Source organism: Pseudomonas sp. B10 (assembly GCF_900156235.1).
GTDB lineage: Bacteria > Pseudomonadota > Gammaproteobacteria > Pseudomonadales > Pseudomonadaceae > Aquipseudomonas > Aquipseudomonas siliginis.
In genome coordinates this window covers 1,589,012-1,609,566 of record NZ_LT707063.1, presented here as the reverse complement: position 1 = coordinate 1,609,566, position 20,555 = coordinate 1,589,012, and the positions used below count along the sequence as shown (strand labels likewise).

Sequence of the window (20,555 nt, the reverse complement as noted above, 5' to 3'; positions counted from 1 at the left end):
CCGGCCGACAAACTGGCTAAGTCGGCGAAACCGCCTAGCTTGAATGCATTGATCGCTATTTTTTTCGGGGAGTGGGGTGTTTTGAAGTCTTCGCCAATTCGGACAGCCACCGGGCTGCTGCTCGCTGCGCTGGCTGCGTTATGGGTATTGCCCGCTCAGTCAGCGCAATTGGTCCGGGTCGGCGCCGCGCATTTCCCGCCTTATACGATTCGCCCGGAAAACGGCGCCGACACCGGCCTGTTGCCGCAATTGGTCGAGGCGCTGAACCGCTCGCAGAGCGACTATCAATTTGTCCTGGTGCCGACATCGATCCCGCGCCGCTTCGGTGATTTCAAGCAAGGCCGCATCGATATGGCGATCTTTGAGAACCCCGAGTGGGGCTGGAAAGACATTCCCCACGACGACGTCGACATGGGCCTGGAAGACGCCGAGATTTTTGTCGCGCAACGCGAAGACGGCCGCCAGCAAAACTACTTCTCGAGCCTGTCGGGCAAACGTCTGGCACTGTTCAGCGGTTATCACTACGAATTCGCCGACTTCAACGCCGACCCGAAATATCTCGCGAAAAACTACAACGCGACGCTGACCTATTCCCACGACAGCAACCTGCTGATGGTCCTGCGCGGGCGCGCCGACATTGCCCTGGTCACCCGTTCCTATCTGTTCGATTACCTGCTGCGCAACGAGAAGGTCCGCGATGAGCTGTTGGCGTCGCAGCGTACCGATCAGATCTATCACCATTACGCGATTCTGCGGCCAAGCGCTCCTATCACCGGCGAAGCCTTCGGCAACCTGCTGCAGCGTTTGCGCGACAACGGCGAATTGCTGAGGATTTTCGAGCCCTACAGGATTGCCGTGATGCCGGCGCCTCATCACTGAAGCGCTAATTGCCTCTCGCGCTTAAATTTCCCCTCTCGGCTCACGTCACTTCGTTGAACTGTCGACGATTACGTGAGCCCGATCCATGTCCAATCTGAATGACCTGACTGCCCTGGCGTTGCCCTCTGGCAGTCGATTGATCGCTGATGCTACCGAGAGCCGGCTGAGCCTGAGCCTGGACGGGCAACCGCTGATTCGGCTGCGCCTGGACTGCGAGGCCAATGGCCCGATCCAGCTTGATGAGCGTTTTGCCCTGCCGCCCGGCCACGCCTTGTGGGCGGCCTGTTATTGGCTGTTCGCCCGTGACCCGGCGTGCCAGCAATTGACCTGGCAACTCGATCAGCCACCGACCGAAGCCTTGCGCAGTGGTCTGCTGATCAATACCGAAGTCGCCGGCGAGTATCGCTGCGAGCGCACGTTGTTCTGGCAACTGCCGCAGCCGTGGCTGGGCACTTCACTGACGGGCAGCTATCCGCAGCAAATGGTCATCAGCCACGGCAAGCGCCATCCGCTGCGACCGGTGAAGCCGCGCGGTGAAGTCTATCGGCGTTTCGATGCGCGGCTCGGCGCATGGATTTCCTTGCGAACGCTGGAAATCGAAGAAGATCTGTCGCGCTTCAATCGCTGGCAGAACAGCCCGCGCGTGGCGAGTTTCTGGCAGGAGGAGGGCAGCCTTGAGCAGCATCGCGACTATCTCAACAAGCTCGATGCCGATCCGCACACGCTGACGCTGATTGGTTGTTTCGATGACCAGCCTTTCGCTTACTTCGAAGCCTACTGGGCCAAGGAAGATCGCATCGCGCCGTTCTACGATGCCGGCGATTACGACCGTGGCATTCACATGCTGGTGGGCGAGGAAAGTCATCGCGGCCCGCACAAAGTGGCGAGCTGGTTATCGGCGCTGGTGCATTACCTGTTTCTCGATGACCCACGGACCCAGCGCGTGGTCGCCGAGCCGCGTGCCGACAACGCGAAGATGATCGGGCATATGCACAACCAATGCTTTCACTGCGAGAAGGAATTCGATTTTCCGCACAAGCGCGCGGCGCTGATGATTCTGGGGCGGGAGCGGTTTTTTGATCGGTGCAAGCTGGCCTGATGCGTTCGGCCTCGGTATTGCGTTGAGTCTGAGGCCGCTTTCGCGAGCAGGCTCGCTCCCACACTGGATTTGCGTCGTTCATCAAATCCTGTGGGAGCGAGCCTGCTCGCGAATGGCTTGACGCAGAATCCGGATCCTAACGACGACCGGCAATCACCGCATCCCGCCGACTGCCCGAGACCTTGCGGCAGTGCACCAAAGCATCACGAATCATGAAGTTGACCAGGGTCGGCGATACGCCCAGTTCCTTGGCGATGTCCTTTTGCGGCACGCCGTGCAAGCGGTACATCTCGAAGGCATAACGGGTGCGGCTGGGCAGTTCGGTCAGCGCATCGGCGATGTGTTCCAGAGTCGAGAAGTTGATGTGCGAAGTTTCCGGCGAAGCGCCCTGAATCACCACGTTCAAGCCTTCCTCTTCCGGGCCTGAGTATTTCTGTTCGAGCGCCTGCTTGCGGTAGTGATCGATGGCGAGGTTGCGCACGATCTGGAACAGGTAGCTCAGCTGAGCCTTGATCGACGACGTGATCGGCGGCGCCGATTGCAGTCGGAAAAACGCATCCTGAACCACGTCTTCGGCACGGGATCGGCAACCGGTAATGCGGGCTGCAATCTTGACCAGAATCAGTCGATTGTCGACGAATGCCTGAAGTAGCGGTGAATCGCACCTGCTTGTGGATACTTGTTCCGTCATGGAAATCACCTTGCTGCCAATAGGTTAGTGGGAGGGCCTCGGGGGACGGCGCCGTCCTACACATCGAGCGACAAATTATGTTGAATGATAATGATTGTCAAATGAGAAAGAGAAGTAGTGCTGTAAGTCGATGTGTTTTGCGAACTGCGACACGCCGCCGCACCTTGGCCCCGCTGGACATCGCCTCTGCCGACTAATTATTTCCGCAGTCCATCCGTTCTCATTGGTGAATGGCCCGGGTGCAGATCCCCGGCCTCAGCGCATTCCGATGCCTTGCGCGGTCGGCACAGACCGCGCCCCGCACGCCTCTCGACAGGTGTGACGCAGCCACCCGATTCCACTTGCAAGCCGAATTCAGGCAGGAAACCTCATGACCGACGCGTTCGAACTCCCCAGCACCCTGGTCCATGCCCTCAAGCGTCGCGCGGCCCTGACGCCGGACCGACTGGCCTTGCGTTTTCTCGCCGAAAACCCGGATCAGACTGTGGTGCTCAGCTATCGCGAACTGGATCAACGCGCGCGCACCATCGCCGCTGCGTTGCAGGGTCAGGCTGGATTCGGTGAGCGTGCGGTGCTGCTGTTTCCCAGCGGCGCGGATTACGTCGCGGCGTTTTTCGGTTGCCTATATGCCGGTGTGATTGCGGTGCCGGCCTATCCGCCGGAATCGGCGCGTCGTCATCATCAGGAGCGATTGCTGTCGATCATCGCCGACGCCGAGCCCAAGCTGCTGTTGACCAGCGCCGATCTGCGCGATGCCTTGCAACAAATCGAAGGCGCGCCGCCGCTGCTGTGTGTCGATACCCTCGACAGCGCACTGGCCGAAAGCTGGATTGAACCGAGCCTGCCGCCCGAACACATCGCCTTTTTGCAATACACCTCCGGCTCCACCGCGCTGCCCAAGGGCGTGCAAGTCAGCCACGGCAATCTGGTCGCCAACGAACTGCTGATCCGTCACGGTTTCGGCATCGACGTCAACCCGAACGATGTCATCGTCAGCTGGTTGCCGCTGTACCACGACATGGGTCTGATCGGCGGTCTGCTGCAACCGATTTTCAGCGGCGTACCGTGCATTCTGATGTCGCCGGCGTACTTCCTCGGCCGGCCGTTGCGCTGGCTGGAAGCGATTGCCGAATACGGCGGCACCATCAGCGGCGGCCCGGATTTCGCCTACCGTTTGTGCAGTGAGCGGGTCAGCGAGTCGGCCCTTGAGCGCCTCGATCTGAGTCGATGGCGCGTGGCCTATTCTGGCTCCGAGCCTATCCGCCTCGACACCCTCGAGCGCTTCGCGGAAAAATTCGCCGCCTGCGGTTTCAGCGAACACAGCTTCATGGCCTCGTACGGTCTGGCCGAGGCCACCCTGTTTGTCGCCGGCACACCGCGCGGCACCGGCATCCCGGCGCTGCGCGTGGACGATCAGGCGCTGGCGCAAAACCGCGCCGAGCCGGGCGACGGCAGCGCGATCATGAGCTGCGGCATCAGCCAGCCTGAGCACGCGGTGCTGATCGTCGAACCGAATACCCTCGAAGAACTGGCCGACAACGCCGTCGGTGAAGTCTGGGCCGCCGGCCCGAGCATCGCCCACGGTTACTGGCGCAATCCCGAAGCCAGCGCCAAGACTTTTGTTCAGCATGCCGGCCGCACCTGGTTGCGCACCGGCGATCTGGGTTTTATCCGTGACGGCGAACTGTTCGTCACCGGGCGCCTGAAAGATATGCTCATCGTCCGTGGCCACAACCTCTACCCGCAGGACATCGAGCAGACTGTCGAGCGCGAAGTCGAAGTGGTGCGCAAGGGCCGCGTGGCGGCGTTCGCGGTCACTCACAACGGCGAAGAGGGCATCGGCGTCGCTGCGGAAATCAGCCGCAGCGTGCAGAAAATCCTTGCGCCAGATGCGCTCATCAAAGCCATTCGCCAAGCCGTGGCCGAGGCGTATCAGGAGGCGCCAAGCGTGGTGGTGCTGCTCAATCCGGGCGCGTTGCCGAAAACTTCCAGTGGCAAACTGCAGCGCTCGGCGTGCCGCAATCGTCTGGCTGATGGCAGCCTCGACAGTTACGCGCAGTTCCCTCCGATCACAGCCGCAACGGAAACCGCGACCAGCAGCACTTCGGATCTTGAGGCGTTGATCGGGCAAATCTGGGCCGAGCAACTCAACGTCAAGCAGGTCAGTGGCGACGACCATTTCTTCCTGCTCGGCGGCAACTCGATCGCCGCCACGCAAGTGGTCGCGCGGGTTCGCGAAGCACTCGGTGTCGAGCTGAGCCTGCGCCTGCTGTTCGAAGCGCCAACCCTGTCCACCTTCGCTGCCGCTGTGGCGCAGCTAATACAGGACGGCGGCAGCGCTCAAGGTCCGATCAGCACCTTGTCGCGCAGCGAACCGATGCCGCAATCGCTGGCACAAAACCGTCTGTGGATCACCTGGCAACTCGATCCACAGAGCAGTGCCTACAACATTCCCGGTGGTCTGCGCCTGCGTGGCGAGCTCGACGTAAACGCCGTGCGCAACAGCTTCCAGCATCTGATCGAACGCCACGAATCCTTGCGCACACGTTTCTTCGAGCGCGACGGCGTGGCATTGCAGCAAGTGCTCGCCGCTGCCGAACTCAATCTGCAACTGATCGACATCAGCGACCTGTCAATTCCCGAGCGCGAAGCCCGTGCCAAGCAGATTCGCGAAGACGAGGCGCGCACTCGGTTCGATCTGGAAAAAGGCCCGTTGCTCCGAGTGACGCTGGTGCGCCTCGATGATGAACAGCATCAATTGCTGGTGACCCTGCACCACATCATCGCCGACGGCTGGTCGCTGAATATCCTCCTCGACGAATTCTCGCGTCTCTACGCGGCGGCAACCCAAGGGACGCCGGCGACACTGGCAGCGCTGCTCACGCAATACGCCGACTACGGCAACTGGCAGCGGCAATGGCTGGCGCAAGGCGAGGGCGAGCGGCAACTGGCGTACTGGAAAGCGCAGTTGGGCGAAGAGCATCCGCCACTGGAACTGGCCACCGATCACCCGCGCTCGGCCAGACACAACCACAGCGCCGCGCGCCACAGCGTGCGCTTGAGTACCGAACTCAGCGAGGCGATCCGCCAGACTGCGCAGGCCCACCAGGCCACGCCGTTCATGCTTCTGCTCGCTGCGTTGCAAAGTTTGCTGCACCGCTACAGCGGTCAGCGCGACATTCGCATCGGCGTGCCCAACGCCAACCGTCCGCGCCTGGAAACCCAAAGCCTGATCGGCTTCTTCATCAATACCCAGGTGTTGCGTGCGCAAATCGATTCGCGCCTGACATTTGCCGAGTTGCTGAACCAGACCCGCCAAGCCGCACTCGGCGCCCAGGCCAATCAGGATCTGCCCTTCGAACAACTGCTCGAAGCGTTCCCGCAGGCCCGCGAACAGGGACTGTTCCAGGTCATGTTCAACCATCAGCAGCGCGACCTCAGTGCGCTCAAGCGCCTGCCGGGTCTGCTCGCCGAAGAACTGCCGTGGCACAGCCGCGAAGCCAAGTTCGATCTGCAATTGCACAGCGAAGAAGATCGCAACGGGCGTCTGAGCTTGGCGTTCGACTACGCCAGCGAACTGTTCGATGCCACGACTATCGAGCGCCTGGCCGAGCATTTCCATAATCTGCTCAGCGAGGTCTGCGAACAGCCACAGCAGGCCATCGGCGATCTGCGCTTGCTGACCGCCGGCGAGCAGAATCAGCAGAAAGACTGGAGCGTCGCTCCGTGCACCCCGGCGCAACAATGGCTGCCGGAACTGCTCGAGCAACAACTGCGCAAAACCCCGCAACGCACCGCGCTGGTGTGGGACGGCGGTACTCTGGATTTCGCCGAGCTGCACGCGCAAGCCAACCGGCTCGCCCATTACCTGCGCGACAAGGGCGTCGGCCCTGACGTGTGCGTGGCCATTGCCGCCGAGCGATCGCCGCAACTGCTGATCGGTCTGCTGGCGATCATCAAGGCCGGCGGCGCCTATGTGCCGCTTGATCCGGATTATCCGGCCGAACGCCTCGCGTACATGCTCCGCGACAGTGGCGTCGAACTGCTCCTGACCCAGACGCAATTGCTCGAGCGTCTGCCGGCCAGCGATGGCGTCAGCGTGATCGCCATGGATGCGCTGCACTTGGATAAATGGCCGAGCCAGGCACCGGGCCTGCACCTGCACGGCGACAACCTCGCCTACGTGATTTACACCTCGGGTTCCACCGGGCAACCGAAAGGCGTCGGCAACACCCACGCCGCGCTGGCCGAGCGCCTGCAATGGATGCAGGACATTTACCGCCTCGACGAAACCGACGTGCTGATGCAAAAAGCGCCGATCAGTTTCGACGTCTCGGTGTGGGAATGCTTCTGGCCGCTGATCACCGGCGCGCGGCTGTTGCTTGCCGCCCCGGGCGAGCACCGTGATCCACATCGCATCGCGCAACGGGTCCAGCAATACGGCGTGACCACGCTGCACTTCGTCCCGCCGCTGCTGGCGCTGTTCATCGACGAGCCGCTGAGTGCCGAGTGCACCAGCCTGCGCCGGCTGTTTTCCGGCGGTGAAGCCTTGCCCGCCGAGCTGCGCAACCGGGTACTGGCGCAATTGCCGGCGGTGCAATTGCACAACCGCTACGGCCCGACCGAAACCGCGATCAACGTCACCCATTGGCATTGCAGTGCCGCCGATGGCGAGCGCTCGCCGATTGGCCGGCCGCTGGGCAATGTGATCTGCCGCATTCTCGATGCCGATCTCAATCCAGTACCGGCGGGCGTGCCGGGCGAGCTGTGCATCAGCGGCATCGGTCTGGCCCGTGGTTATCTCGGCCGGCCGGCGTTGACCGCTGAACGCTTCGTCGTCGACCCACTGGGCGAGCAGGGCGCCCGCTTGTACCGCACCGGCGACCGTGCGCGCTGGTCCTCGGATGGCGTGATCGAATACCTCGGCCGTCTCGATCAGCAGGTCAAACTGCGTGGCTTTCGCGTCGAGCCGGAAGAAATTCAGGCGCGACTGCTGGCGCAAAATGGCGTCGCCCAAGCCGTGGTCCTGGTGCGGGAAACCGCTGCCGGTGGACAACTGATCGGCTACTTCACGGCGACCGATGCGCATGAAAATGCCGATGAGCAAATCATTCGGCTGAAAGCTGCCCTCGCTGCCGAGCTGCCGGAATACATGGTGCCCGCACAATTGCTGCGCCTTGATGCGATGCCGCTGAGTCCCAGCGGCAAACTCGACCGCCGCGCCTTGCCCGAGCCGCAATGGCAGGTGCGTGAACACGTCGAACCGGTCAGCGCACTGGAGCAACAGCTCGCCGCGATCTGGCGCGAAGTGCTCGGCCTGAGCCAGGTCGGCCTACGCGATGATTTCTTCGCCCTCGGCGGTCATTCGCTGCTGGCCACGCAAATCATTTCGCGCACACGTCAGGCCTGTGACGTCGAACTGCCGCTGCGCACCTTGTTCGAGCACAGCGAACTGGGCGATTACGCCGAACAGATTCGCCTGATCCAGGTCAGCGGCCGCACCAACCCCCAGCTGCCGATCAGCAAAGTCGACCGCAGCCAAGCGGTGCCGTTGTCCTATTCGCAGCAGCGCATGTGGTTCCTCTGGCAGATGGAACCGGACAGCCCGGCGTACAACGTCGGCGGCATGGCGCGCTTGCGCGGCGTGCTGCACGTCGAGCATTTCGAGGCGGCGTTGCAGGCGCTGATCCTGCGCCATGAAACCCTGCGCACTACGTTCCCCAGCATTGACGGCGTCGCCCGCCAACAGGTGCATGCCGAGACCGGCGTGCGCATGGGCTGGAAAGATTTCTCCAGCCTGCCGGCAGAAGTCCGGGAGCTACAAGTGCAACAACTGGCCGATGCAGAAGCGCACCAGCCGTTTGATCTGGAAACCGGTCCGTTGCTGCGTGCCTGTCTGGTCAAGACCGCCGAGCACGAGCATTACTTCGTCCTGACCTTGCACCACATCGTCACCGAAGGCTGGGCGATGGACATCTTTGCCCGTGAACTCAGTGCGCTATACGAAGCTTTCGTCGATGAACGCGAATCACCGCTCGAGCCGCTGCCGGTGCAATACCTCGACTACAGCGTCTGGCAGCGCCAGTGGCTGGAGTCCGGCGAGCGCCAGCGCCAGCTCGAATACTGGACCGCGCAACTCGGTCGCGAACATCCGCTGCTGGAACTGCCCGGCGACCGTCCGCGTCCACCGGTGCAGAGCCATCAGGGCGAGCTGTTCCGTTTCGACCTCAGCGACGATCTCGCTGCGCGGGTGCGGGCGTTCAATGCGCAAAACGGCCTGACCCTGTTCATGACCATGACTGCCGCGCTCGCCACGTTGCTCTACCGCTATAGTGGCCAGACCGACCTGCGCATCGGCGCGCCGGTGGCCAACCGTATCCGCCCGGAAAGCGAAGGGCTGATCGGTGCGTTTCTCAACACCCAGGTGCTGCGTTGCCAGCTCGACGGGCAGATGTCGGTCGGCGAACTGTTCGAGCAGGTGCGCCACACCGTGATCGAAGGCCAGTCCCATCAGGATCTGCCGTTCGATCATCTGGTCGAAGCCTTGCAGCCGCCACGCAGCGCGGCTTACAACCCGCTGTTCCAGGTGATGTGCAACGTGCAGCGCTGGGAATTCCAGCAGAGCCGCACCCTCGCTGGTATGACCGTCGAGTACCTGGCCAACGATGCGCGGGCGACCAAGTTCGACCTCAATCTGGAAGTCACCGATCTCGACCATCGCCTCGGCTGCTGCCTGACTTACAGCACCGACCTGTTCGACGAACCGACCATCGAACGCATGGCCAGGCATTGGCGCAACCTGCTTGAAGCGTTGATCGCTGATCCGCAGCAACGTCTCAGCGAACTGCCGTTGCTCGATAAGTCTGAGCAACAGCAGCTGCTCGACAGCCTCGGCATCGAGCCGGGCGAGCATCGTCTCGACCAGTGCATTCATCATCTGTTTGCCGAACAGGCACTGGCGCGCCAAGACGCGCCGGCGCTGACCTTCGCCGGACAGACCCTGAGCTACGCCGAACTCGATGCCCGTGCCAATCGTCTGGCCTGGGCGCTGCGTGAGCGTGGGGTCGGCCCGCAGGTGCGGGTCGGTCTGGCGCTGGAGCGTTCGCTGGAAATGGTCATCGGCCTGCTGGCGATTCTCAAGGCGGGCGGCGCTTATGTGCCGCTGGATCCGGAATACCCGCTCGACCGTCTGCATTACATGATTGAAGACAGCCGCATCGGCCTGCTGCTCAGCGATCGGGCGATGTTTCAGGCCCTGGGTGACTTGCCGTCAGACGTGGCGCGCTGGTGTCTGGAAGATGACAGCCCGGGATTGGCCGACTACCCGGCCAGCGAGTTGCCGTTTATCAGCCTGCCGCAACATCAGGCTTATCTGATTTACACCTCCGGCTCGACCGGCAAACCGAAAGGCGTGGTGGTCTCCCACGGTGAAATCGCCATGCACTGCCAGGCCGTGATCGAACGCTTCGGCATGCGCCCGGACGACTGTGAACTGCATTTCTATTCGATCAACTTCGACGCCGCCACCGAACGTCTGCTGGTGCCGCTGCTCAGCGGTGCACAGGTGGTGTTGCGGGCGCAGGGCCAGTGGGACGCGGAAGAAATCTGCGGCTTGATTCGTGCGCATCGGATCAACGTCCTCGGCTTCACGCCGAGCTACGGCAGCCAGTTGGCGCAGTTCCTTGCCACGCAGAATGAAGTCCTGCCGGTGCGCATGATCATCACCGGCGGTGAAGCGCTTACCGGCGAGCATCTGCAGCGCATCCGCGCGGCATTCCAACCGACGCAGTTTTTCAATGCTTACGGCCCGACCGAAACCGTGGTCATGCCGCTGGCCAGTCTGGCGCCGCAGGTACTGGAAGAGGGCGCCGGCAGTGTGCCGATCGGCAGCGTGATCGGGGCGCGAGTCGCCTACATTCTCGACGCCGATCTGGCCTTGGTGCCGCAAGGTGCGACCGGTGAATTGTTTGTCGGTGGCGCCGGTCTGGCCCAGGCCTATCACGACCGTCCGGGCATCAGCGCCGAGCGTTTTGTCGCTGACCCGTTTGCCGCTGATGGCGGACGCATGTATCGCACCGGCGACCTGGTGCGCCAGCGTGCCGATGGTCTGGTCGAGTATCTGGGCCGGATCGACCATCAAGTAAAAATCCGTGGTTTCCGCATCGAACTGGGCGAAATCGAAACGCGCCTGCTCGATCACCCTTCGATCCGCGAAGCGGTGGTGCTGGCGCTGGATGCGCCGAGTGGCAAGCAGTTGGTGGGTTACCTCGTTACCGATGTCGCCGGACACGGCGAAGCGCAACAGGCGGAACTGCGCGAAGCGCTCAAGTCGCAGCTCAAGGCGCAACTGCCGGATTACATGGTGCCGACTCACCTGATGCTGCTGGCGAGCATGCCGCTGACCGCCAACGGCAAGCTCGACCGCCGCGCCTTGCCGGCGCCGGACCCGCAGCTCAATCGTCAGGACTATGTCGCGCCGAGCAACGCGCTGGAACAGACCCTGGCGCAGATCTGGTGCGACGTGCTCAACGTCAGGCAGGTCGGCCTCAACGACAACTTCTTCGAACTCGGCGGCGACTCGATTCTGTCGATTCAAGTGGTCAGCCGCGCGCGTCAGCAGGGCATTCACTTCAGTCCGCGCGACCTGTTCCAGCACCAGACCGTGCAGACCCTCGCCGCAGTCGCCAGCCGCACCGAGCAGGTGATGGCCGAGCAGGGCCTGGTGGATGGAGAATCGCGCCTGACGCCGATTCAGCACTGGTTCTTCGATACGGACATTCCCCAGCGCCAGCACTGGAATCAGGCGCTGTTGCTGGAACCGACTGTGCGCCTCGAGCCGCAACGATTGCAGCAAGCTTTGCTGGCGGTGATCGAGCAACACGATGCGCTGCGTCTGCGTTTCACTGAAACCGATGATGCATGGCACGCGACGCATCAAGCGCTGACGAATGAGGATGTGCTCTGGCAAGTCAGCGTCGATTCGCTGGATCGGTGCGAATCTCTGTTCGCCGACGCGCAACGCAGTCTGCATCTGCGCAACGGCCCGTTACTGCGCGCAGTGCTGGTCGATGTTGCGGATGTTCAGCAACGCCTGTTCATCGCCATCCACCACCTGGTGGTCGACGGTGTGTCGTGGCGCGTGCTGCTGGATGATCTGCAAACCGCCTATCGCCAGCTCGACGCTGCGCAGCCGCTGAAACTGCCGGCGAAAACCAGCGCCTTCAAGGACTGGGCCGCGCGTTTGCAGGCTTACGCCGGCAGCGAATCGCTGCGTGAAGAACTCGGTTGGTGGCAAACGCAACTGGCCGGGCCAAGCGCCGATCTGCCTTGCGAAAACCCGCAGGGCGGCAGGCAGAATCGCCATGCGCAAACCGTCAGCGTACGCCTCGATGCCGAGCGCACCCGACAGTTGCTGCAACAGGCACCGAGTGCTTATCGCACTCAGGTCAACGACCTGCTGCTGACCGCGCTGGCCCGTGTGCTGTGCCGCTGGAGCGGCCAGCCCTCGGCACTGATTCAACTGGAAGGGCACGGTCGCGAAACCCTGTTCGACGAGATTGATCTGACCCGCACCGTCGGTTGGTTCACCAGCGCTTATCCGCTGCGCCTGACTCCGCACAATGTCGAAGAGGCCGCCGGGCAGGGCGCTTCGATCAAGGCGATCAAGGAACAACTGCGCGCCGTTCCGCATAAAGGTCTCGGTTATGGCGTGTTGCGTTATCTGGCCGATGACGGCTGCCGCCAGAGCATGGCCGCGCTGCCGCAGGCGCCGGTCACCTTCAACTACCTCGGGCAGTTCGACCAGAGCTTCGGCAGCGATGCGCTGTTCCGTCCTCTCGATGAGCCAATCGGTGCCGCCCACGATCCGCAGGCGCCGTTGCCCAACGAGCTGAGTGTCGACAGTCAGGTTTACGGTGGTGAACTGCTGCTGCGCTGGACTTTCAGTGCCGAGCGTTACGAGGCGCAAACCATTAACGATCTGGCCGATGCCTATCTCGGCGAACTGCACAGCTTGATTGTGCATTGTCTGCAAGACGAAGCCGGCGGCCTGACGCCATCGGACTTCCCGCTGGCCAGACTGACTCAGGCGCAACTCGATGCGCTGCCGGTGCCGGCCGCGCATATCGAAGATGTCTACCCGCTGACGCCGATGCAGGAAGGCATGTTGCTGCACACCTTGCTCGAGCCGGGCACCGGTCTGTACTACATGCAAGATCGATATCGCATCAACAGCGAGCTCGACCCCGAGCGTTTCGCCCAGGCCTGGCAAGCGGTGGTCGCTCGTCATGAAGCATTGCGCGCTTCGTTCTGCTGGAACGTTGGCGAAGACATGCTGCAAGTGATTCACACGCCGGGGCGCACGCCGATCGAGTATCTGGACTGGAGCGCCGTCGCCGAAACCGAGCAGGAACCACAGCTGCAAGCGCTGCTGAAAAGCGAGCGCGAAGCCGGGTTCGATCTGCTCAATCAGGCGCCGTTTCACCTGCGCCTGATCAAGGTCGGCGCGGCGCGTTACTGGTTCATGATGAGCAACCACCACATCCTCATCGACGCCTGGTGCCGTTCGCTGCTGATGAACGACTTCTTCGAGATCTATACCGCCCTCGGTGAAGGTCGCGAAGCGCAGTTGAGTGTGCCGCCGCGCTATCGCGACTACATCGGCTGGCTGCAACGCCAGAGCCTGGCCGAGGCGCGGCAGTGGTGGCGGCAGAATCTGCAAGGCTTCGGGCGCACCACGCCGATCCCGAGCGACCGGCCGTTCCTGCGCGAACACGCCGGTGAAAGCGGCGGCATGATCGTCGGCGACCGCTACACCCGCCTCAATGTCGAGGACGGCGCACGGCTGCGGGAACTGGCGCAGGCTCATCAACTGACCGTCAACACTTTTGCCCAGGCTGCGTGGGCTCTGGTTTTGCGGCGCCTGAGCGGTGATCGCGATGTGCTCTTCGGCGTCACCGTCGCTGGTCGGCCGGTAGACATGCCGGAAATGCAGCGCACCGTCGGCCTGTTCATCAACAGCATCGCCTTGCGGGTGAAGATGCCTGCGGACGATCAGCGCAGCAGCGTGCGTCAATGGCTCAGCGCTTTGCTCGACAGCAACATGCAACTGCGCGAGTACGAATACCTGCCGCTGGTGAACATCCAGGAACAGAGCGAATTGCCCAAAGGCCAGCCGCTGTTCGACAGCCTCTTCGTCTTCGAAAACGCCCCGGTGGAAGTCTCGGTGCTTGATCGTGCACAGAGCCTGAATGCGAGCTCGGATTCCGGCCGTACCCACACCAACTTCCCGCTGACCGCGGTGTGTTACCCGGGCGATGACCTTGGCTTGCACCTGTCCTATGACCAGCGTTACTTCGACGAGGCGACGGTCGAGCGCATGCTCAGTGAGTTCAAGCGCCTGCTGCTGGCGCTGGTCGACGGCTTCCATGGCGACATGGCCGATCTGCCGATGCTGGGCGACGAAGAGCGCGACTTCCTGCTGCACGGTTGCAACCAGAGCGGCCACGACTACCCGCTGGAGCAAAGCTACGTGGCGCTGTTCGAAGCGCAGGTCGCGGCGCATCCGCAGCGCGTTGCCGCCAGTTGCCTTGACGAGCAACTTAGCTACGCCGAGCTGAACCACAACGCCAACCGCCTCGGCCATGCCCTGGTCGCTGCCGGTGTGCGCATGGATCAACCGGTGGCGCTGCTGGCCGAGCGTAATCTCGACCTGCTCGGCATGATCATCGGCAGCTTCAAGGCCGGTGCCGGTTACCTGCCGCTGGACCCGGGTCTACCGAGCCAGCGCCTGAGCCGCATCATCGAGCTCAGTCGCACGCCGTTGCTGGTGTGCAGCGCAGCCTGCCTTGAGCAGGCGCAGACCCTGCTCGAAGAGTTTGGCTGTTCGAATCGTCCACGCCTGCTGGTGTGGGAAGAGGTGCAGGCGTCAGTGGCAGCGGCGCACAATCCTGGCATCCGCAGTGGCCCGGATAATCTCGCCTATGTGATTTACACCTCGGGTTCGACCGGGCTGCCTAAAGGCGTGATGGTCGAGCAGCGCGGCATGCTCAACAATCAGTTGAGCAAACGCCCGTACCTCGATTTGAGCGAGGCCGATGTGATCGCGCAGACCGCCTCGCAAAGCTTCGACATTTCCGTCTGGCAGTTCCTCGCTGCGCCGTTGTTCGGCGCGCGGGTCGACATCGTGCCGAACGCGATTGCCCACGATCCGCAAGGTCTGCTGGCGCATGTACAGGCGCAGGGCATCACCGTGCTGGAAAGTGTGCCGTCGCTGATTCAGGGCATGCTCGGCTCCGAGCGTCTGAGCCTCGACGGCTTGCGCTGGATGCTGCCGACCGGTGAAGCGATGCCGCCGGAACTGGCCCATCAATGGCTGCTGCGTTACCCGGGTATTGGTCTGGTCAATGCGTACGGCCCGGCGGAATGCTCGGATGACGTGGCGTTCTTCCGCGTCGACATGGCCTCGACGCGCGGCAGCTATTTGCCGATCGGCACGCCGACCGACAATAACTTGCTGTACCTGGTCGATGGCGCTCTGGAACTGGTGCCTTTGGGCGCGGTGGGTGAGCTATGTGTTGCCGGGACCGGCGTCGGTCGCGGTTACGTCAGCGATCCGCTGCGCACCGCGCCGGTGTTTGTGCCGAATCCGTTCGGCGCGCCGGGCGAGCGCCTGTACCGCACCGGTGATCTGGCACGGCGGCGCACTGACGGCGTGCTGGAATATGTCGGCCGCGTCGATCATCAGGTGAAGATTCGCGGTTACCGCATCGAGCTCGGTGAAATCGAAGCGCGCCTGCATGAACAACCGGAAGTGCGCGACGCGGCGGTTGGTGTGCAGGAGGGCGTCAACGGCAAGCATCTGGTGGGTTATCTGGTCGCGGCCGATGCAGCGCTCAATCCGGGAGAGCGTCTGGAGCGGATCAAGCAGCGCCTGCGCGCCGAACTGCCGGAATACATGGTGCCGCTGCACTGGCTGTGGCTGGAGCAGATGCCGCTCAATGCCAACGGCAAACTCGACCGCAAAGCCTTGCCAACGCTGGAGATCGGTCAGTTGCAGAGCGAGGATTATCTGGCGCCGCGCAACGAGCTGGAGCAGACCCTGGCTGATATCTGGGCTGAGGTGCTTAAAGTGGAAAGGGTTGGCGTGCGCGACAACTTCTTCGAACTGGGCGGGCATTCGTTGCTGGCTACGCAAATTGCGTCGCGGGTACAGAAAGCCCTGCAACGCAATGTGCCGCTGCGCGCGATGTTCGAGTGCAGCACGGTGGAGGAACTGGCCGAGTACATCGATGGGCTGGCGGCCAGTGATATTACGAAGGAGAAGGTTGATCGGTTGAATGATCTGATGGCGGAGCTGGAGGGGTTGTAGTCCTCCGATGCCTGGGTCGGCCTCTTCGCGAGCAGGCTCGCTCCCACACGGGATCCGTGGTGAACACAAATCCCCTGTGGGAGCGAGCCTGCTCGCGAATGGCGTCTGTACATTGCCGTACATTTCCATCCTTGACGATCAACAACCGGCAGCTCAGTCTGCCGTTTCTGTTTTTTCTCGCGGAGGTGGTCGATGCCCTTTTTCACGGTTGACGGACAAGCACTGCACTACATTGATCAAGGCACCGGCCCGGCCGTGTTGCTGGCTGGCAGTTATCTCTGGGATCAAGTGATGTGGGCGCCGCAGATCGCCGCGCTGACCCCGCATTATCGCGTCATCGCCCTGGATCTGTGGGGCCATGGCGAGTCCGGCAAGTTACCTGAAGGCACGACATCGCTGGATGACATCGCCCGACAGGCGCAGGCCTTGCTTGATCATCTGGACATCGACCACGTCACCCTCGTCGGGCTTTCGGTCGGCGGCATGTGGGGCGTGCGCCTGGCACTGTCCGCACCGCAACGTCTCAACGGTCTGGTGCTGATGGACACCTACGTCGGCGTCGAGCCGGAACCGACCCGGCAGTATTACTTCTCGTTGTTCAAGCAGATCGAAGACAGCGGCACCATCTCCGAACAATTGCTCGACATCGTTGTGCCAATCTTCTTCCGCCCGGGCATCGACCCGCAGTCGCCGCTATATCAGGGCTTCCGCGCAAAACTGCAGAGCTACTCGCCCGAGCGTTTGCGCGAAAGCATCGTCCCGATGGGACGCATCACGTTTGGTCGCGACGACCTGTTGCCACGCCTGGGCGAGCTGAACCCGGCGACGACGCTGGTGCTGTGCGGTGACCAGGACAAACCACGGCCACCCTCGGAAGCACGGGAAATGGCTGAATTGATCGGTTGCCCGTGCGTGCTGGTGCCGGAGGCTGGGCATATCTCCAATCTGGAGAATCCCGGGTTTGTCACTGAGGCGCTGCTGGCGTTTCTGGCCGAGCGCAACCGCTAGACCGAGTGAGCTTCATTCGCGAGCAGGCTCGCTCCCACAGTTAATCGCATTCTTGCTGAGGGAATGCAGTCAACTGTGGGAGCGAGCCTGCTCGCGAAAAGGCCGGTCCAAGCAATGAAAAAAACTACTTAGCCCCGAGAATCTTCACCAGCTTGTCCGGCGAAGGCGCGCCTTGCTGTTGTTGCAGTTCGCCTTTGTCGTCCATGTAGAAAATCGCCGGGGTGGCTTGCAGTTCGAGGTCTTCCATCAACTGCATGTTGGCCGCGAGTTTGGTTTGCACGGCGACCGGAATGTCTTTCAAAGCCTTGAGGGCGCTGCTCTTACCGGCGCTCTCATGATCTTGCAGGGCCTTGGCCGGGTCTTTCGCCGCCAGCAGTGCGGCTGACTTGCCCGGGCTGTCTTCGCGAATGATGCCGACCATGATGTGGCGCAGCTGCACTTTGCCGGCCTTGACCCATGGTCGCGCCTGTTCCCAGAACATGTTGCAGTACGGGCAGTTCGGATCGCTGAACAGGTACACCGTGCGCGGTGCATCCTTGTTGCCGTCCTGAATCCAGTTGCTCGCCTCGAACTTGGCCCAGACTTCCTTGGACATCGGTGCGTAAACCAGTTTCTGCAGCGGCTCGCTGCTCAGGTCCTTGCCGTCGGCGTCGTACAGATTACCCACCACGACGTGCTTGCCGTCCGGGGTCAGGTACAGCGCCATGCCGCGATTCTGGTATTGCGCGGCGTACCCGCGCAGGCCATCAGGGGCGTCGAACTGGCCGACGATTTTCGCGCCCTTGGCTTCGATTTTTTTGATCGCTGCGGGTAGTTCTTCAGCGGCCTGCACCGACGGCAAGTGCAGCAGGGCAGTGCCCAGGGTCAGCGTCAGCAGGTGGCAGAGGCGGGGCATGGCAGTTTCCTTGCAGAGTTGGCCGGGGCAACGGCCTGATTCGGGCTTGAAGGCGAAGTGTCGAAGGTTTCCAGGGCGCGGGCGAGGCTGGCGTTCGACAGTTCACCGAGGTGACTGGTCAGCAAGCGACCGTCCGGGCTATAGAACAGCGTAGTCGGTAACGCCATGGAACCCACGGCCTGACCGAGACGGCCGCGGCGGTCGAACAGCACGTTGTTCAGGCTCAGGCCCTGGGTTTCCAGGAACGTGGCCACGCTTTGCATGCTTTCGGCCTGATTGACGAACAGAAATGTCAGGTCAGGGCGCTGTTGCTGGGCATTCTCCAGCACCGGCATTTCTCGCCGGCACGGCGGGCACCAGGTCGCCCACAGGTTGATCACCAGCGGCCCGCCCTGATACTCACTGAGCTTGATGGTTTCGCCAGCGGCGTTGCGCAGGGATATATCCGGCAGGCGCGTACCCTGTTCGTAGATATTCAGCGACAGGGTGGCAAGCAGCCAGAACGCCACGCCACTGACCACGCCGAAACCCAACGGTCGACGCAAAGCGGGCCGGCGCCAGCCGCGATACAACGCCGCCAGCAGCAGCACGATCACTCCGGGCCAAGCGAGGAAACCGCCGTCGCGCAGATCGATGATCTGCCACGGGTCATTGCGATAGTGCGACCAGTACAGCGCGACAAACGCAATGCGGGCCGCGAGCATGCCCAGCAAAAACAGGCTGAACAGCGCTGACTCGGGGTTATCGCCGCCGCGCTTGGCCACTCGCCAGCCGACAAATGTCGCCAGCGCCAGAGCACTGATCAGCAGCAGGTGGTTGAGCGCGATGGCGAAGGTGCCGAGGGTGAACGTCAGCATCAGTTGGCATCTCGGGTGGCGGACCAGCGTTGCAGGAAGGTATCGGCATCGACCTCGCCGGTGATGCGCTGGCTGCGGCGTTCTTCGCCGTCAGCGCCGATCCAGATGAGCGTCGGCGGCCCCGGCACTTTATAGCGACTGAGCAGCTCGCGGCTGGCAGCGTTGTCGGCGGTCACATCCAGGCGCAGCAGGCGCACATCGCTCAGGGCCTGCATGACTTTGGCCTCACCGAACACCTTCTTCTCCATGACTTTGCACGACACACACCAGTCGGCGTAGTAATCGAGCAACACCCACTGGCCCTGAGCCTTGGCCGCGTCGAGTTCGCGTTGCAGGGCGGTCGGTTCCTTGATGGTGATGAAGGCATCGTGGCCACTTGGCGCTGCACTGGCTGCACCGCCGGCGCTGTAGACCTGCAATGGCTGATACGGATCATCGCTGCCGCCCGCCGCACCAATCACCAACACGCTGCCCCACAAACCGAGCAACAAGGACAGGGCGCCAAACATTTGCGCGACGTGGCCAAAACCTTCGGATTGTTTCCATGAGCTGTAAGCGGCGATCAACAGCAGAGCGCCACACAGCCCCAGCCACAACGACGGATCCAGTACCGGGCGCAGCATCAACAATGCAGTGGCAAGAAAGAGGAAGCCGAATATGCCCTTGAGCAGATTCATCCACGCCCCGGGTTTCGGCAGGAATCGGTTGCCCACGGTGACCAGCAGCAACAGCGGCACACCAATGCCGATGCCCAGTGCAAACAGAATCAGACCGCCGTGCAACGCGTTACCGCTCTGCGCGATGTACAGCAGCGCGCCGGCCAGTGGCGCGGTCATGCACGGCCCGACCAACAGACCGGACAATGCGCCCAGCACACCGGCGCCGATCAGGCTGCCGCCGCTGCGGCTGCGCGACGCATGTTCCAGGCGATCACGCAGGACCACCGGCAGTTGCAGCTCGAAGAAGCCGAACATCGGCAGCGCCAAGATCACGAAAATCGCCGCAAATGCACCGAGCAACCACGGATTCTGCAACCACGCCTGCAAGTTCGCACCGAGCAGCGCAGCAATCACGCCCATCGCCGCATAAACCAGTGCCATGCAGATCACGTAGCTGCTGGCCAAGGCAAACCCGCGCCGTGGTGTGGCGCCACTGCCGACGATCATCCCCGCCAGAATCGGCAGCATCGGCAGCGAACACGGGGTAAACGCCAACAGCAGACCAAGTCCGAAGAACACCAGCAGACTCCAGCCCAGCGCTCGTTGTTGCAGACTGCTGGCCAAAGCCTGATCCGGGGCTTCAGCGCCTGTTGTTGCTGCGGCTTTGCCACCCAGATCGATCACCCTGGTTTGCGGTGGATAACACAGACCGGCATCGGCGCAGCCCTGATAACTGACTTTGATCTGACCGCTGGCCGCCGCCGGGATTTTCACTTCAAGCCCTTGGCGATAGACCGGCTGCTCGCCGAAGAACTCATCGCTGTGGGATTCGCCTTCAGGCAACACCGGCTGCTGATCAGCGGCGAGACCATCGAATTTCAGGCGTTTCTGATACAGGTAATAGCCGTCGGTGATCTGCCAGAACAGCTGGGTTTCGCCTGAATCCAGATGCTCGGAAGTCAACACGAACGCCTGGTCGACCGGCAAGAAGTCCGGTTTCGTATCGAAAGGATTGTTTCCAGCCTGGGCCAGGCCCGAGATCAGTAACGCAAACAAAACAAAAAAATGACGCATGGAGAAGCCTTGTCCCTGTGCAAG

The 20,555-nt window shown here is 62.3% G+C and carries 8 protein-coding genes; 4 read left to right on the top strand and 4 right to left on the bottom strand.

Translation table 11 applies throughout. The features are described from left to right. The first annotated feature begins 81 nt into the window (after positions 1–81). Positions 82–879, top strand: coding sequence for a substrate-binding periplasmic protein (locus BXA01_RS07120; protein ID WP_076563697.1), 798 nt, complete (start codon positions 82–84; stop codon positions 877–879). 85 nt (positions 880–964) lie between these two features. Continuing rightward, complete coding sequence (locus BXA01_RS07115) at positions 965–1,978, top strand: GNAT family N-acetyltransferase (RefSeq protein WP_076563696.1); 1,014 nt, start codon at positions 965–967, stop codon at positions 1,976–1,978. Between the two features lie 136 nt (positions 1,979–2,114). Here the strand turns inward: BXA01_RS07115 and BXA01_RS07110 are convergent, their stop codons facing one another. After that, the gene (locus BXA01_RS07110; protein WP_008088195.1) at positions 2,115–2,669 is read right to left on the bottom strand and encodes an RNA polymerase factor sigma-70; all 555 of its coding nucleotides are present in this window, start codon (positions 2,667–2,669) and stop codon (positions 2,115–2,117) included. A gap of 370 nt (positions 2,670–3,039) precedes the next feature. On the opposite strand from BXA01_RS07110, the gene BXA01_RS07105 reads away from it, so the two are divergent. Both BXA01_RS07105 and BXA01_RS07100 read left to right on the top strand, forming a co-directional pair. Beyond that, a complete protein-coding gene (locus BXA01_RS07105) occupies positions 3,040–16,038 on the top strand; it encodes a non-ribosomal peptide synthetase (protein ID WP_076563695.1) in 12,999 nt (4,332 codons plus the stop codon). Positions 16,039–16,230: 192 nt separating this feature from the next. Next, a complete protein-coding gene (locus BXA01_RS07100) occupies positions 16,231–17,046 on the top strand; it encodes an alpha/beta fold hydrolase (protein ID WP_076563694.1) in 816 nt (271 codons plus the stop codon). 124 nt (positions 17,047–17,170) lie between these two features. On the opposite strand, the gene dsbG is transcribed toward BXA01_RS07100, so the two are convergent. The 3 genes from dsbG to dsbD are packed head-to-tail and all read right to left on the bottom strand — an operon-like array spanning position 17,171 to position 20,531. Beyond that, positions 17,171–17,941 carry a thiol:disulfide interchange protein DsbG gene (dsbG, locus tag BXA01_RS07095; protein WP_076563693.1) on the bottom strand — a complete coding sequence of 257 codons (771 nt, stop codon included), beginning with the start codon at positions 17,939–17,941 and terminating at the stop codon, positions 17,171–17,173. Next, positions 17,917–18,798, bottom strand: coding sequence for a TlpA disulfide reductase family protein (locus tag BXA01_RS07090; RefSeq protein WP_071173088.1), 882 nt, complete (start codon positions 18,796–18,798; stop codon positions 17,917–17,919). The genes dsbG and BXA01_RS07090 overlap by 25 nt, the downstream gene beginning before the upstream one ends. Next, positions 18,798–20,531 carry a protein-disulfide reductase DsbD gene (gene dsbD, locus BXA01_RS07085; protein ID WP_076563692.1) on the bottom strand — a complete coding sequence of 578 codons (1,734 nt, stop codon included), beginning with the start codon at positions 20,529–20,531 and terminating at the stop codon, positions 18,798–18,800. The genes BXA01_RS07090 and dsbD overlap by 1 nt, the downstream gene beginning before the upstream one ends. Positions 20,532–20,555: the final 24 nt, after the last annotated feature.